The sequence below is a fragment of the Sutcliffiella horikoshii genome, from assembly GCF_002157855.1.
GTDB lineage: Bacteria > Bacillota > Bacilli > Bacillales > Bacillaceae_I > Sutcliffiella_A > Sutcliffiella_A horikoshii_C.
The window spans coordinates 2716916-2733121 of record NZ_CP020880.1 but is presented as its reverse complement, the minus strand read 5'-3'; the positions used below and the strand labels follow the sequence as shown (position 1 = coordinate 2733121).

Sequence of the window (16206 nt, the reverse complement as noted above, 5' to 3'; positions counted from 1 at the left end):
ACATAACTATCCATAATGGGTAGCATTTAAATTAATATCGTTGTTATAAATGTAGCCGGACAAGGCAAAATTATATAATGTAGCCATGAATGGTGTGGGATAGGACCGAGGAGAGTGAAAATGTTTGAGAGAAGATATAATTAGAAAAATTGTTGGTGTATTTCTCCTTGTTTCAGTCATGGTATTATGTGTAAGTCAACCATTTAAAGAGTATGTCCAAATCCCAAATAAAATAACGATGTTTGAAGGGCAAGGGTTACATTTCCAGTCATCTGTTCCGGTGACTGCGAAGGTGAATAAAGATTCTTCCTCCTCTCTCGGGATTGAGGCAAACGATAAAACGTTAGCATTTCAAGGCAAACAGGCTGGGGAAGGGCAGGTTGTTTTACAACTGGCAGGTATCCCGGTCAAGAAAGTCAATGTAGATGTCATACCTGAATATAAAGTGTATCCTGGTGGTCAATCGATCGGCGTAAAGTTAAATACTTTAGGTGTACTGGTAGTAGGTCATCACCAAGTGGACACAGCAGATGGGAAAAAATCACCTGGAGAATTAGCAGGCATTCAAGTTGGCGATATCATCACCAAGATTAATGGGAAAACCATTGAACAAATGAGTGACGTTGCTCCATTCGTACAAGAATCCGGCAAAACCGGAGACCCCCTTGATGTTGTCATCACACGAGAAAAAGAAACCATTGAAACGAAACTTATTCCTTTAAAAGACAAGCAAGAAAGCTCCTTCAGAATTGGATTGTATATTCGTGATTCTGCAGCAGGTATTGGTACAATGACTTTTTATGACCCCATTACCATGAAGTATGGAGCGTTAGGACACGTAATATCGGATATGGATACAAAGAAACCAATTATTGTCCAAGATGGACAAATCGTAAGATCCACGGTAACTTCCATTGATAAAGGAAGTAATGGAGTACCTGGAGAGAAACTTGCACGATTCTCTAGCGACCGTTCAGCCATCGGTGATATTTCAAGGAACAGCCCTTTTGGGATATTTGGTACCTTGCATAAAGATATTGAAAATGGCATCATGGACAAAGCGTTGCCAATCGCGTTATCATCTGAGGTGAAAGAAGGACCAGCTAAGATCTTGACAGTGGTCGAAGGTGATAAAGTGGAAGAGTTTGATGTAGAAGTATTAAGCAGCATTCCACAGAAATTCCCTGCCACCAAAGGGATGGTCATTAAGATTACGGACCCCGCCCTTTTGGAGAAAACAGGCGGAATCGTACAAGGGATGAGTGGAAGCCCTATTATTCAGAACGGGAAAGTAATCGGTGCCGTAACCCATGTTTTTGTTAATGATCCTACAAGCGGTTATGGCGTTCATATCGAATGGATGCTGAATGAAGCGGGAATTGATATTTATCAAAAAGACAAAGAGAAGAAAGTGGGCTAAGACAGCTCACTTTTTTTCTTTTGTTTTGAGAAAGATTACGTTAAGATGAAGAGTATAAAGATTATTCGACATATATACCAATAAATGTAATATAATGCGGTTTACGTCGAATTTAAGAGGATTCTGGAGAAAAATAAAGATTTAATATAAATTTTACGGTTTTTCAAATTTTTTAAAGGAAAAGAGGTTGCATTGTCGAATTTAATATTTAGAATAAAATTAAAGGCTTAATGCTTTATAGAAAGTATAGGGACTGAGGAGGAAACTATTTATATGAAAATTAAAGTATGTGTTGTAGATGATAACCGCGAATTGGTCGGTCTTTTGGAAGAGTATATTTCAGCGCAAGAGGACATGGAAGTTGTAGGGGTAGCTCACAATGGTCAAGAATGTCTTCAGTTGCTTCAAGATAAAAATCCGGACGTTTTAGTACTTGATATCATTATGCCTCATCTTGACGGCTTAGGTGTACTTGAAAAAATGCGCGGCTTAAACCTTGAGAAATCTCCTAATGTTATCATGTTAACTGCTTTTGGACAGGAAGATGTGACAAAGAAAGCGGTCGACTTAGGTGCTTCCTATTTCATCCTAAAACCGTTTGATATGGAAAACCTAGTTGGTAACATCCGTCAAGTAAGCGGAAAAGCATCACCTATCCTTAAGAGATCTAGTTCATCATCTGTTCGTTCCTCCAGCCCAGAAAATAAAGGTAGAAACCTTGATGCCAATATTACAAGCATCATTCATGAAATTGGAGTGCCTGCCCACATTAAGGGTTACCTATACTTACGTGAAGCAATTTCAATGGTGTACAATGATATCGAATTATTAGGGTCCATTACAAAGGTTCTATATCCTGATATCGCTAAAAAGTACAATACCACTGCAAGCCGTGTAGAACGTGCTATTCGTCATGCGATTGAAGTTGCTTGGTCGCGCGGAAATATCGACAGCATCTCTTCTCTGTTCGGATATACCGTGTCTATGTCAAAAGCAAAACCTACAAATAGTGAGTTCATTGCGATGGTCGCGGATAAATTAAGACTAGAGCACAGAGCTTCTTGAGAGGGTAAGGTATAAGAATTACTAGCAAAATGAAAACCCAACATGCATTATTGTATGTTGGGTTTGTTTATGTTACATATATTAAAATGTTAGAATTACTCATTATTGCTGTTACCTGACTCGTTTCGCTCCAATTCTACAAGCTTTTGAACAAGGACATGTTGAGGAAGATGCATGACTTGTTCGATAGGCACATCTAAAGCCTCAGCAAGTTTTTGGGCGGTTTCAGCGGATATTTGTAATGGGCGCATTCTGATCACCTCGCTTTATCTAGAAATTTTACTAAATAATACGTACGTTGACAATTATTTCTGACAAGAAAGAGAAAGAAAGGTGTGTAAAAATGACGAAAATTTTCGGCCACAGGGGATCGGCAGGTACTCATCCGGAAAATACGATGATCAGCTTTGAGCAAGCATACAAAGATGGAGCCGATGGCATTGAGCTAGATGTTCAGTTAAGTAAAGACGGCATTCCTGTTGTCATACATGATGAAAAAGTGAATCGGACAACCGACAGTAAAGGCTTTGTCCAAGATTTAACCTTAAGAGAATTAAAACAACTAAATGCTGTACATAAATTTAAAAAACAATATAAACATGCAGAAATACCTACATTAGAGGAAGTGTTGGATTGGGCTTCCAGAAAGCAGACGATAGTCAATATTGAACTAAAGAACAGTATCCTTCCTTATGCAGGCATGGAAGAGAAAGTGCTGGAGCTAGTAGACAAACATAAGATGGCTCATTTGATTATCTTTTCAAGCTTTAACCACTACAGCATAGCTCGTTTAAATACATTAGCGCCGAAAATAGAAAAAGCAGTTCTATATATGGAAGGGATTTACAAACCGTGGGATTATACAAAATGGGTCGGCGGAAGCGGAATTCATCCCCATATCAAGGCAGCAACTGCCAGTATCATTCACCGTTCTCAACAATCGGGAGTACCTGTCAGGCCTTTCACGGTAAATGATGAGAAGACGATGAAGAGACTGTTTGCAGAAGAATGTGCAGGATTTTTCACGGACTACCCGAAGAAAGCTGTGCAAATAAAATATCAAAATTAAAACCGGCTGCCATATACAGCCGGTTTTCTTATTTCTCTCTCTTTTGAAATCTTTTTTGTACATTGTTCCGCTTGCGGTCGCGGTGAAAAATAAATCCGGCAACAAACCATAAACCGATTAAGAAGAATAATAATCCGATGATGAATTGTAAGGTTAATGAAGGGATTAATGGGTGCGCAATGTTAAAAACCATGTCGCGCATCAATTTTATTCCATATACAGCAATTATTCCAGGAATCAATAAAATAATTAAAGCGATTATACGTTGCATATCAATTGTTGGCCTCACTTTCAAAGCTTTCGGTTTCCATTATAGCAGAAATAACCTTGCATAGAAGAGAAAAAAGATTTAAGATAAAAGTGTGCAAGAAATTTCATACCTTTTATAGAAGACTGTGAATTTTCTTTCAATTTACCTATCGTAAGAGAAATATACGTATCAGGTGTAGAGGAGTTTTTTATGCAGACTGTATTAGTAGTTGGTGCTGGTAAAGGTGGCTCTGCGATTTTAAAAATGTTAACGCATTCAGGAATGTTCCATTTGCTTGCTGTAGTTGATGTTAATCAGGCGGCACCTGGCTTGGAACTTGCTGAGGAAATGGGGATTCCAGTTGGACGTGATTGGAAGGATTTCTTATCGGAGAAGGTTGACATCATTATTGAAGCGACTGGTTCTGATGAGGTGTTTCTTGAAATTCGTGAGGCGAAGAATCCTAAGACGGTTCTCGTACCAGGAACGGTAGCTCACATTACTGCAACTTTGGTAGAAGAAAAAGAAGAACTGATTGCAAAAATGAAATACGAATCCCATAAACGCGACCTCATTTTCAATCTTTTGCATGATGGATTGATGGTGGTTGATCAACACGGGAAGGTAATTATCTACAATAAAAGTGCCGAAAAAATAGTAGGAATAAAAAAAGCGCATATGCTTGGACAACATATCTTAGAAAATGTGCCGACAAGCAGACTGCAAGATGTGATACATACGCAAAAAGTAGAAAAGAACAAAGAGATGCTCCTGGAAAATGGCAAAAAAATCATTACCACAAGATCTCCTCTTATAGATGAAGATGGGAAGGTAATTGGAGCTTTCGCTGTGTTCAAAGACATTACAGAAGTGATGAACCTTGCAGAAGAAGTAACAAACTTAAAAGGTATACAAACCATGCTTGAAGCAATCATTCAATCCTCCGATGAAGCCATTTCCGTAGTGGATGAATTTGGTAGGGGGTTGATGATAAATCCTGCATATTCAAGGCTGACAGGACTGGAAGAACAACAAATCATTGGCAAGCCAGCTACAGCGGACATTTATGAAGGTGACAGTATGCATATGAAAGTGCTGGAAACCAGGAGAGCTGTACGCGGTGTGAACTTGAAAGTTGGTCCTTCCAAGAAGGAAGTCATTGTAAACGTTGCGCCAATTATTGTGGACGGCAAGTTAAAGGGGAGTGTGGGTGTTATCCACGATGTCTCTGAAATACAAACGCTTACCACTGAGTTGGACCGTGCAAGGCAGATTATCAGAACGCTTGAAGCCAAGTATTCTTTTGAGGATATCATTGGTTCCTCAGAAGAGATGAGCCTTGCTATTGAACAGGCCAAACTTGGAGCGAAAACTCCGGCAACTGTATTGTTACGCGGGGAGTCTGGTACAGGAAAAGAACTTTTTGCTCATGCTATTCATAACGCCAGCAGCCGTAAGTATAACAAATTCATTAGAGTGAATTGTGCGGCCCTTTCTGAGTCTTTACTTGAAAGTGAACTTTTTGGATATGAAGAAGGTGCCTTTTCTGGTGCCAGGCGAGGCGGTAAAAAAGGGTTTTTTGAAGAAGCGAACAACGGTAGTATTTTCCTTGATGAGATTGGAGAATTATCTGCCAATACTCAAGCAAAACTATTAAGGGTTTTACAAGAAAGTGAAATTATACGGGTAGGTGGCACCAAGTCAATCTCCATCAATGTCAGGGTCATTGCTGCCACAAATGTTAATCTTGAAAAAGGGATTGCAGATGGCTCATTCCGTGAGGATCTTTATTATCGTTTAAATAGAATGCCGATTCACATCCCGCCTCTTCGGAAAAGAAAAGAGGATATAGAGGCATTAAGTGAACACCTTATAAGAAAAATAAACCAAGACTACGGTAGAAATGTGGATGGGTTAACCCCTCGTGCAATCAATCACCTTGCTGCATACGATTGGCCAGGCAATGTGAGAGAGCTTGAAAATGTCCTTGGTCGAGCCATTATTTTTATGAAATTCAATGAAGTGTTTATTGATACGGAGCATATTCCGGACTTGGCGACGAGCGGAGACAAGATTGTCCAGGATTCTACCGAAGCTGTTGCAAGTGATTACACTTTGGCGGAAATGTTGGAAGGATACGAAGCGAAAATAATTCAGAGGACATTGAAGAAGAATAAAGGCAATAAAACAAAGACGGCAAAAGAACTCGGTGTTTCCATAAGAAATCTTTATTACAAAATGGAAAAGTTTATGATTGATTGAGCTTGCATGCAAAAAACTGCACACTATGAAGAAACTTGCTTGTTGTTGAACGCTAAAATAAAGCGTTTTCATTAAAATGAAGTTGGCACGCTTCTTGCATATAGAATATTGGAGTAGAAAGGAAGGGTTGAGAAAATGAAACTAGAGGAACTTATCACCAAAGCAACCCAGCTCACTTCTAAAGTAGTAGCCATTGCTGCAGCTGAAGATGAAGAAGTGATCGAAGCGGTTTCTCATGCATTAGACAAACAGTTGGCTTCCTTTATATTGTTTGGACATGAGGAAAAAATAATAGCATTACTTAAAGAACATAATGTGGATGCATCACACCCAGCATTGAAAATTGTAGCTGCTGATGGTGCCAAAAAGGCATCAGAACTTGCAGTGAAAGCTGTTTCCGGCGGTGAAGCGGATGTGCTGATGAAAGGAAATGTCCCGACGGCAACCATTCTAAAAGAAGTGTTGAATAAGGAATATGGTTTGCGTACCGGGAATGTCTTATCACATGTTGCAGCTTTCGAAGTGCCTGGGTATGAACAATTAATTTTTGTAACAGATGCTGCAATGAATGTAGCACCTGACCTACAACAAAAGGTACAAATTGTTCAAAACTCTGTTCAAGTTGCAAGAGCACTAGGAATAGAACTTCCGAAAGTGGCGCCACTAGCGGCAGTGGAGGTTGTGAACCCAGCTATGCAAGCAACTGTTGACGCAGCACTTCTTACACAAATGAATAATAGAGGTCAGATAAAGGATTGCATCATTGATGGCCCGCTGGCTTTGGACAATGCCGTATCAGCGCTTGCTGCTGAGCACAAAGGAATTCAAAGTGATGTGGCAGGGCAGGCAGACATCCTGTTCGTACCGACCATTGAAGCTGGTAATGTCCTATATAAATCATTGATCTATTTTGCAAATGCAAAAGTCGGAGCTATCATCGCCGGCGCAAAAGCACCAATTGTATTAACATCCAGAGCAGACTCAGCCGAGAGTAAGCTAAACTCACTCGCACTTGCAGTTTGTTCTGTTAAATAAATCAAAGTTCATTCAAAAACATAGTTGTTGATTGGAGAAAAAGGCGTAGACTCCTGAGGGAGATAGCGTTTGGTGGAGACCCCGCAGGCTTGCCGAGGAGGCTCCAGCAGCGCCCCTAGGAAAGCGAAGCCTTTTGCGGAAATCAACAGCGGTGTAGAACAAATTTCTAAACTAAAAATCATTTACTATCTTGGGGAGGAATTTTATAATGGAAATTTTCAAATATATGGAGACTTACGACTACGAGCAACTGGTGATCTGCCAAGACAAACAATCTGGACTAAAAGCAATCATTGCCATTCACGATACTACACTTGGACCAGCACTTGGTGGAACACGCATGTGGACATACGCAAACGAAGGTGCAGCAATTGAAGATGCACTTCGCCTTGCAAAAGGAATGACTTATAAAAACGCAGCAGCTGGATTAAACCTTGGTGGCGGTAAAACAGTTATCATCGGTGATCCACGCACAGACAAAAATGAAGAAATGTTCCGTGCTTTCGGCCGTTACATCCAAGGATTAAACGGACGCTATATCACAGCAGAAGATGTTGGAACAACTGTTGCTGACATGGACTTAATCTATGAAGAAACAGACTATGTAACAGGTGTATCTCCTGCATTCGGTTCTTCCGGTAATCCATCTCCTGTAACAGCATTTGGTGTATACCGCGGAATGAAAGCTGCAGCGAAAGAAGCATTTGGAACAGATTCATTAGAAGGTAAAGTGGTAGCAGTTCAAGGTGTAGGAAACGTGGCATTCAACCTTTGCCGTCACTTGCACGAAGAAGGCGCGCAACTTATCGTAACAGATATCAATAAAGAAGCGGTTAATCGTGCAGTTGAAGAGTTCGGTGCAAGAGCAGTAGACATCAACGACATCTACAGTGTTGATTGCGATATCTATGCACCATGTGCACTTGGCGCGACAATCAACGATGAAACGATTCCTCAATTAAAAGCAAAAGTTATTGCTGGTGCAGCGAACAACCAATTGCTTGATACAAAACACGGCGATATCATCCACGAAATGGGTATCGTTTACGCTCCAGACTATGTAATCAACGCTGGTGGAGTAATTAACGTAGCGGATGAGCTTTACGGTTACAACCGTGAGCGCGCAATGAAAAAAGTAGAAGGAATCTACGACAACATTGAAAGAGTTATCGAGATTGCAAAACGTGACGGTATCCCGACTTACCGTGCAGCAGATCGTCTTGCTGAAGAGCGTATCGAGAGAATGAAAAACTCTCGCAGCCAATTTTTACAAAACGGACATCATATTTTAAGCCGTCGTAACGGACGCTAATATAAATAAATATTAAGTTTCTCAGAAGGGGGCAAACGGGATGAAAAGGAATTTCGCTCGTTTGCCGTCCGTCTGAAATGGAGGTTTCAACAGTGTTAGAAAAGGAATATCGCATACTTGTCATCAATCCAGGATCCACATCAACGAAAATCGGCGTATTTGATAATGAACGCTCTGTATTTGAGAAAACATTACGTCACGATAGCGAAACGATTAATTCCTTTGCAAGTATCTATGATCAATATGAATTCAGAAAAACGACCATTCTTGAAACATTGGATCAAGAAGGCATCAATATATCAAAACTTAGTGCAGTGTGTGGCCGCGGTGGACTTCTTCGTCCAATCGAAGGCGGAACATACGCTGTAAATAAAGAAATGCTCCATGACTTGAAAATCGGTTATGCAGGCCAGCACGCATCTAACCTTGGTGGAATCATCGCTTACGAAATTGCTACTGGTTTGAATATCCCGTCTTTCATCGTGGACCCGGTGGTAGTGGATGAGCTGTCTGACATTGCTCGTATTTCAGGATTTTCACTAATCGAGCGCAAAAGTATCTTCCATGCGTTAAACCAAAAAGCAGTTGCACGAAGAGTAGCGAAAGATCTTGGCAAAAAATATGAAGATCTTAACCTGATTGTTACCCATATGGGCGGAGGTATCACAGTAGGCACGCACATTGGCGGTAGAGTAGTCGATGTAAATAACGGTCTTCATGGTGACGGTCCATTCAGTCCAGAGCGTGCAGGAACAGTGCCTGCAGGTGAGCTGGTATCCCTGTGCTTTTCAGGTGACTATTATCGTGATGAGATTATGAAAAAGTTAGTCGGACAAGGTGGTCTCGTAGGTTACCTTGGAACGAACGATGCAGTTAAAGTCGAACAAATGATAGAGGCTGGCGATGAAAAGGCCGCTTTAATATTTGATGCAATGGCTTATCAGGTTGCAAAAGAAATCGGTTCAGCGAGTGCAGTTCTGGCAGGTAAAGTAGATGCCATCATTTTGACTGGTGGACTTGCTTATGGAAAAGGATTTGTAAAACAAATCTCCGAGCGTATTAGCTGGATAGCAGACGTCATCGTACAACCAGGCGAAAACGAATTGCAAGCTCTTACAGAAGGAGCACTTCGCGTATTACGTGGGGAAGAAGGAGCAAAAGAATACCCTGGAACAGTCGTTGACACCAAAGTAGTACAGAGCTAGAAGGGAGCAAGGAATAATGGCACAAGAATATGATTTAGTCATCCTAGGTGGCGGAACAGGCGGGTATGTCGCGGCTATTCGTGCATCTCAACTTGGCTTAAAAACAGCAGTAGTAGAAAAGAAGAAAATCGGTGGAACTTGCCTTCATGCAGGGTGTATCCCAAGTAAAGCATTGCTTCGCAGTGCAGAAGTCTTTGCTCAAACGAAAAACAGTGAAGAATTCGGCGTAATTTCAGGAGAAGTGAAGCTGGACTTTTTCAAAGTGCAAGAGCGTAAACAAAAAATCATCGACCAGCTTCACGGCGGTGTGCAGCATTTAATGAAGCAAGGGAAGATCGATGTGTTCTACGGAACAGGACGTATCTTAGGACCTTCCATTTTCTCTCCAATGCCTGGTACGATCTCTGTGGAGTTCGAAAATGGTGACGAGAACGAAATGTTAATTCCGAAGAACGTTATTGTCGCAACAGGATCTCGTCCACGTTCTCTTCCTGGACTTGAAATTGACGGCACACAAGTCATGACTTCTGATGAAGCATTATCACTCGAGGAACTTCCAAAATCAATCATCATCGTAGGTGGAGGCGTAATCGGTATCGAGTGGGCATCCATGTTAGATGACTTTGGTGTAGAAGTAACCGTCCTTGAATATGCAGATCGTGTATTGCCAACAGAAGACAAAGAAGTGTCCAAAGAAATGCAACGACTGTTGAAAAAACGCGGCATCAAAGTAGTAACAAGTGCGAAGGTGCTTCCAGAAACACTTGAAAAAGCAGATGGATCTGTAACAATCAAAGCCGAGCATAAAGGAGAAGAGAAATCCTTCACTGCAGAAAAAATGCTAGTTTCCGTTGGTCGTCAAGCTAACGTAGAGGGCATTGGTCTTGAGAACACAGAGATTCAAGTAGAAAAAGGTTTTATTACAACAAATGATCGCTTCCAAACAAAAGAGTCCCACATCTACGCAATCGGAGATGTAATCGGCGGTTTACAGCTTGCACACGTTGCTTCTCACGAAGGAATCGTAGCAGTGGAACATATGGCAAACGAAAATCCTGCGCCAATTGATTACTCCATGATTTCCAAATGTGTGTACTCAAGTCCTGAAGTCGCATCTGTTGGATACACAGAAGAAGAAGCAAAAGAAAAAGGCTTCGACGTAAAGACAGGCAAATTCTCTTTCCGTGCAATCGGAAAAGCACTTGTTTACGGCGAGTCTGATGGCTTTGTGAAACTTGTTGTGAACAAAGAAAACGATGACATTTTAGGTGTTCACATGATCGGCCCACACGTTACAGACATGATCTCTGAAGCTGGTCTTGCAAGAGTACTTGATGCAACACCTTGGGAAATCGGACACACCATCCACCCGCATCCATCTCTATCCGAAGCAATCGGCGAAGCAGCCCTTGCAGTTGATGGAAAAGCGATACATTCTTAAAAAATGTAAGAAGGAACGTTGATTGAACCGGAAGGCACGAGACTCCTCGAAAATGCTACGCATTTTCTTCGTGCGATGTCTTGCTGTCGAAGCATTCCTTGTCCTGCGGGAGGAAGGGACATGGGAGACCCCGGAAGGCGAAGCCTGAGGAGGCTCCCGGACCGCCCGCGGAAAGCGAGTGCCTGCAGCGGAAATCAACAGCCTACATCATATTGAATTTAATTGTTAGAGGAGCTACACGCTCCCAACTCTCTACATATAGGAGGTAAACTTAAATGGCAGAAAATCGTCACCAAGCTCTAGGGCTTACAGATGAAAACGTATTAGAAATGTTCGAAACAATGTTACTAGCTCGCCGCATTGACGAGCGCATGTGGTTACTAAACCGCGCAGGGAAAATCCCATTCGTAATCTCTTGCCAAGGTCAAGAAGCAGCACAAGTAGGAGCGGCATTCGCTCTAGACCGTGAAAAAGACTACGTACTACCATACTACCGTGACATGGGTGTTGTACTTACATTCGGCATGACAGCAACGGAATTAATGCTTTCCGGTTTTGCAAAAGCGGAAGATCCAAACTCAGGTGGACGTCAAATGCCAGGTCACTTCGGTCAAAAGAAAAACCGCATCGTAACTGGCTCTTCCCCTGTAACAACACAAGTACCACACGCAGTTGGAGTAGCACTTGGTGGCCGTTTAGAAGGAAAAGACCTTTGCACATTTGTAACATTTGGTGAAGGTTCATCCAACCAAGGGGACTTCCATGAAGGCGCTAACTATGCAGCAGTTCACAAGTTGCCAGTTATCTTCATGTGTGAAAACAACAAATATGCAATCTCAGTTCCTTATGAAAAACAAGTGGCATGTGAGAAAATCTCAGACCGTGCACTAGGATACGGAATGCCTGGTATCACGATTGACGGAAATGACCCGCTTGAAGTATATGCAGCGGTGAAAGAAGCAGCTGACCGTGGACGTCGTGGCGAAGGTCCTACTCTTGTAGAGGCTATTTCCTACCGTCTAACACCTCACTCCAGTGATGACGATGATCGTGCATACCGTGAGCGTGACGAAGTGGCAGCAGCTAAAGCGAATGACCCAATCATCAGCTTTGCAGCTTACTTAAAAGAGGTTGGCGTGTTAACAGATGAAAAAGAAAAAGAAATTAACGATAAAATTGCAAAAGAAGTTAACGAAGCAACAGAATACGCAGAAAATGCTCCATACGCAGATGCTGAATCCGCAATGAAGCATGTCTACGCAGAGTAAGGGGGAACTATCATGGCAGTTATTTCTTATATAGATGCAGTTACAATGGCCATCCGAGAAGAGATGGAACGTGATTCTAAAGTATTTGTACTTGGGGAAGACGTAGGAAGAAAAGGTGGAGTATTCAAAGCGACTAACGGCCTTTACGATCAATTTGGTGAAGATAAAGTTATCGATACTCCTCTTGCAGAATCAGCAATCGCTGGTGTTGCTATCGGTGCAGCAATGTACGGTATGCGTCCAATCGCAGAAATGCAATTCGCAGACTTTATCATGCCTGCAGTTAACCAAATCATTTCCGAAGCAGCCAAAATCCGTTACCGTTCCAACAACGATTGGACTTGTCCATTAGTTGTTCGTGCTCCATACGGAGGGGGAGTTCACGGTGCACTTTACCACTCACAATCCGTTGAGGCAGTGTTCGCGAACCAACCTGGTTTAAAAATTGTCATGCCTTCTACTCCTTATGATGTAAAAGGATTACTGAAAGCAGCTATTCGTGATGAAGATCCGGTTCTATTCTTCGAGCACAAACGTGCCTACCGTTTAATTAAGGGTGAAGTACCAACAGATGATTACGTATTACCAATCGGTAAAGCAGACGTGAAACGCGAAGGAGAAGACATCACCGTTATCACGTACGGTCTTTGCGTACATTTTGCACTACAAGCAGCAGAGCGTCTTGCACAAGACGGAATCTCCGCTCACATTCTTGACTTGCGTACAGTGTATCCGCTTGATAAAGAAGCTATCATGGAAGCGGCTTCTAAAACAGGTAAAGTTCTTCTACTTACGGAAGATACAAAAGAAGGAAGTATCATGAGTGAAGTATCTGCCATCATTGCAGAAAACTGCTTATTCGATCTTGATGCACCAATCATGCGCCTTGCTGGACCTGATGTACCTGCAATGCCATATGCACCGACGATGGAAAAATACTTCATGGTTAACCCGGACAAAGTAGAAAAAGCGATGCGTGAGCTAGCTCAATACTAATTTCTGATATAAGTGGAAGAGTGAACAAATGGTAATGTTGAGTTTCCTGCAGTTGATTGTAGAGGAAGGAGCTTGACTCCTGCGGGAGGAAGGGCCATGGTAGATTCGTAAGGCGAAGCCTGAGGAGGCCCCCGGATTGCCCGCGGAAAGCAAGCTCCTGGAACGGAGATTAACTGCAGAGTTCAACAGAGCCCACCGATTAAAGGAGGTTCTCATCATGGCAGTAGAAAAAATTACCATGCCACAGCTTGGGGAAAGCGTAACTGAAGGAACAATCAGCCGCTGGATCGTAAGCGTAGGCGACAAAGTAAACAAATACGACCCTCTAGCAGAGGTCATGACAGATAAAGTTAACGCAGAAATCCCATCTTCTTTTACAGGAACAATCAAAGAACTTGTAGCAGAAGACGGTGACACACTAGCAGTAGGAGAAATCATCTGCTATATCGAAACAGAAGGTGGCGGAGAAGCAGATGCAACTGCTGAGGCACCGAAAGAGGAAAGTGCACCAGCATCTGCATCTGCACCTGCAACAGAATCCAAAGCGCCATCTGCACCATCAGCACAAGAGGATGCAGACGCACCAAACAAACGTCGCTACTCTCCAGCAGTTCTTCGTCTTGCACAAGAAAACAATGTAGATCTTGAGCAAGTAAAAGGAAGCGGAGCAGGCGGACGTATTACAAGAAAAGACATCCAAGCGGTGATCGATTCTGGTAACATCCCATCTGCTGATTCCAAGCCGGCAGCTACTCAAGCGCAAGCGTCGGAAGCTCCTAAAGCGGCGTCTGCAGCACCGGCGGCTCCATCTGCACCGGCAGCAGCAAGTGCTCCAAAAGCGGCTCAACCAGTAAACGTACCCGTAGAAGCAGGAGACATCGAAATCCCTGTAACAGGCGTACGTAAAGCGATCGCTGCAAACATGCTGCGCAGTAAACAAGAAGCACCACATGCTTGGACGATGATAGAAGTGGACGCGACAAACCTTGTAGAATACCGCAACTCCTTGAAGGGCGAGTTCAAGAAAAAAGAAGGCTACAACCTTACTTTCTTCGCATTCTTCGTAAAAGCGGTAGCGCAAGCTTTGAAAGAATTCCCACAAATCAACTCTATGTGGGCAGGCGATAAGATCGTCCAAAAGAAAGACATCAATATCTCCATCGCCGTTGCAACAGACGACGCACTTTATGTGCCGGTTATCCGCAACGCTGATGAAAAAACTATCAAAGGTATCGCACGTGAAATCACAGAACTTGCCAACAAGGTTCGCGCTGGTAAACTAACATCTGCAGAGATGCAAGGTGGAACATTTACTGTCAACAACACAGGTTCATTCGGTTCTGTACAATCACAAGGCATCATCAACTACCCACAAGCAGCCATCCTGCAAGTGGAATCCATCGTGAAACGTCCAGTAGTCATGGACCACGGAATGATCGCTGTTCGCGACATGGTAAACTTATGTATGTCTCTTGACCACCGTGTTCTTGATGGTCTTGTATGCGGACGCTTCCTAGCGCGCGTTAAAGAAATTATCGAAAAAATGTCTAAAGAGAATACGTCGATTTATTAATAGTTTGGAACAAACCGATAAAGTCCTCCTCGAATGGATGACTTTGTCGGTCTTTTTTTGTGTTCGCCCGATTACTCGTGAAAATCGCCCGTAAAATCAAATTTTCGCCCGATTGCCTTCAATTTTCGCCTGTAAATTTAAATAATCGCCCGTTTTTTCGAAAAATCGCCCGAAAGACATCAAGAATCGCCCGAAACGGTTTGACCGCCATTTTGGACGGACGTTCAAAATGTTCTACAAACAGGTGGACGTATTTTCTCGTGGATCAACATACAATGATTGCAGGCAAATAAAAAAACTTTCACACAGGGGGCAAGCCCATGAAAGCTGTTGTATACACCAAATACGGTCCACCAGAAGTACTCCATTTAAAAGAGGTCGATAAACCAATTCCGAAAGATAATGAAATACTTGTTAAAATAGTGGCGACAGCTGTCAATGCAGCAGATTGGCGATTGCGAAAAGCGGATCCAGCTGCAGTGAAATTGTTCTTTGGGCTGACACGTCCCAAGAAGTCCATTCTAGGAGGAGTCCTGGCAGGAATAGTTGAATCTGTAGGAAGTGAAGTTATGCGATTTAAAGCAGGGGACCAAGTTTTTGGATCTACAGGGATGAGCTTAGGTGCTTACGCAGAATATATATGTCTCTCTGAAAAAGGAATTATAGCATTAAAACCACAAAATTTAAGCTATGTAGAGGCGGCAACTGTTCCGTTTGGAGGGCACACTGCTATGCATTTTCTAAGGAAAGCAAATATCCAAAATCGGCAAAAAATTCTCATTTACGGGGCATCAGGTGCAGTCGGTACAGCAGCCATTCAACTTGCCAAATTATACGGTGCTGAGGTTACAGGGGTATGCAGCACAGCCAATATCGAAATGGTGAAGTCGTTAGGGGCAGATAAAGTAATTGACTATACCAAAGAAGAAATCGATGGGGAAAATTATGATGTCATTTTTGATACGGTTGGGAAAATCCCTTATGAAGCAGTAAAGAAAACGCTTAAGAAAAAAGGAACCTGGATTTTAGGTGCAGCAGGAGTTACTCAGATGGTGCAGGGGTATTGGAGTGGCATGACACGTGGCTATAAAATATTTTCAGGTCTTGCCTTGGAAAAAGAAGACGATATCAAGTTCCTGAAAGATTTGATAGAAAAAGGAAAGTATAAAGCAGTTATCGATAAGTGCTATCCGATGGAACAATTATCAGTTGCTCACAGCTATGTGGAAAAGGGACATAAGAAAGGGAATGTTGGGGTTGTTATCGATGAAGCTTTAGAAACAATATACAATTAAAAAAAGAGTGTATGA

General features: G+C 42.4%; 14 protein-coding genes. 12 read left to right on the top strand and 2 right to left on the bottom strand.

Going from position 1 to position 16206, the window contains the following annotated elements; all coding sequences use genetic code 11:
* Positions 1 to 124 precede the first annotated feature (124 nt).
* The gene (gene spoIVB / locus B4U37_RS14155; RefSeq protein WP_088018748.1) at positions 125 to 1420 is read left to right on the top strand and encodes a SpoIVB peptidase; all 1296 of its coding nucleotides are present in this window, start codon (positions 125 to 127) and stop codon (positions 1418 to 1420) included.
* A 273-nt stretch (positions 1421 to 1693) separates the two neighbouring features.
* Positions 1694 to 2485: a sporulation transcription factor Spo0A gene (gene spo0A, locus B4U37_RS14150; RefSeq protein ID WP_088018747.1), complete on the top strand. Its 792-nt coding sequence runs from the start codon at positions 1694 to 1696 to the stop codon at positions 2483 to 2485.
* Positions 2486 to 2580: 95 nt separating this feature from the next.
* Here the strand turns inward: spo0A and B4U37_RS14145 are convergent, their stop codons facing one another.
* The gene (locus B4U37_RS14145; protein WP_088018746.1) at positions 2581 to 2736 is read right to left on the bottom strand and encodes a YycC family protein; all 156 of its coding nucleotides are present in this window, start codon (positions 2734 to 2736) and stop codon (positions 2581 to 2583) included.
* A gap of 92 nt (positions 2737 to 2828) precedes the next feature.
* On the opposite strand from B4U37_RS14145, the gene B4U37_RS14140 reads away from it, so the two are divergent.
* A complete protein-coding gene (locus B4U37_RS14140; protein ID WP_010194892.1) occupies positions 2829 to 3554 on the top strand; it encodes a glycerophosphodiester phosphodiesterase in 726 nt (241 codons plus the stop codon).
* A 28-nt stretch (positions 3555 to 3582) separates the two neighbouring features.
* Here the strand turns inward: B4U37_RS14140 and B4U37_RS14135 are convergent, their stop codons facing one another.
* A complete protein-coding gene (locus B4U37_RS14135; protein ID WP_010194894.1) occupies positions 3583 to 3825 on the bottom strand; it encodes a DUF2627 domain-containing protein in 243 nt (80 codons plus the stop codon).
* 189 nt (positions 3826 to 4014) lie between these two features.
* Between B4U37_RS14135 and B4U37_RS14130 the strand changes: the two genes are divergently transcribed.
* From B4U37_RS14130 to B4U37_RS14090, 9 genes are all read left to right on the top strand, one after another.
* The gene (locus tag B4U37_RS14130; protein ID WP_088018745.1) at positions 4015 to 6066 is read left to right on the top strand and encodes a sigma-54 interaction domain-containing protein; all 2052 of its coding nucleotides are present in this window, start codon (positions 4015 to 4017) and stop codon (positions 6064 to 6066) included.
* Between the two features lie 135 nt (positions 6067 to 6201).
* On the top strand, positions 6202 to 7101 hold the full coding sequence (yqiS, locus tag B4U37_RS14125; RefSeq protein WP_088018744.1) for a phosphate butyryltransferase: 900 nt from the start codon (positions 6202 to 6204) through the stop codon (positions 7099 to 7101).
* Positions 7102 to 7309: 208 nt separating this feature from the next.
* Positions 7310 to 8413, top strand: a complete 1104-nt coding sequence (gene bcd, locus B4U37_RS14120) for a branched-chain amino acid dehydrogenase (protein ID WP_088018743.1) — start codon at positions 7310 to 7312, stop codon at positions 8411 to 8413.
* Positions 8414 to 8490: 77 nt separating this feature from the next.
* Complete coding sequence (gene buk / locus B4U37_RS14115) at positions 8491 to 9618, top strand: butyrate kinase (protein ID WP_245839992.1); 1128 nt, start codon at positions 8491 to 8493, stop codon at positions 9616 to 9618.
* 16 nt (positions 9619 to 9634) lie between these two features.
* A complete protein-coding gene (gene lpdA / locus B4U37_RS14110; RefSeq protein ID WP_088018741.1) occupies positions 9635 to 11059 on the top strand; it encodes a dihydrolipoyl dehydrogenase in 1425 nt (474 codons plus the stop codon).
* A gap of 275 nt (positions 11060 to 11334) precedes the next feature.
* The gene (locus B4U37_RS14105; protein ID WP_010194908.1) at positions 11335 to 12327 is read left to right on the top strand and encodes a thiamine pyrophosphate-dependent dehydrogenase E1 component subunit alpha; all 993 of its coding nucleotides are present in this window, start codon (positions 11335 to 11337) and stop codon (positions 12325 to 12327) included.
* Positions 12328 to 12339: 12 nt separating this feature from the next.
* Entirely contained in the window at positions 12340 to 13323 is a 984-nt protein-coding gene (locus B4U37_RS14100) for an alpha-ketoacid dehydrogenase subunit beta (protein WP_010194911.1), read from the top strand.
* A 217-nt stretch (positions 13324 to 13540) separates the two neighbouring features.
* Positions 13541 to 14896, top strand: coding sequence for a dihydrolipoamide acetyltransferase family protein (locus B4U37_RS14095; protein WP_088018740.1), 1356 nt, complete (start codon positions 13541 to 13543; stop codon positions 14894 to 14896).
* A gap of 320 nt (positions 14897 to 15216) precedes the next feature.
* Entirely contained in the window at positions 15217 to 16191 is a 975-nt protein-coding gene (locus B4U37_RS14090; RefSeq protein WP_088018739.1) for an NAD(P)-dependent alcohol dehydrogenase, read from the top strand.
* Positions 16192 to 16206: the final 15 nt, after the last annotated feature.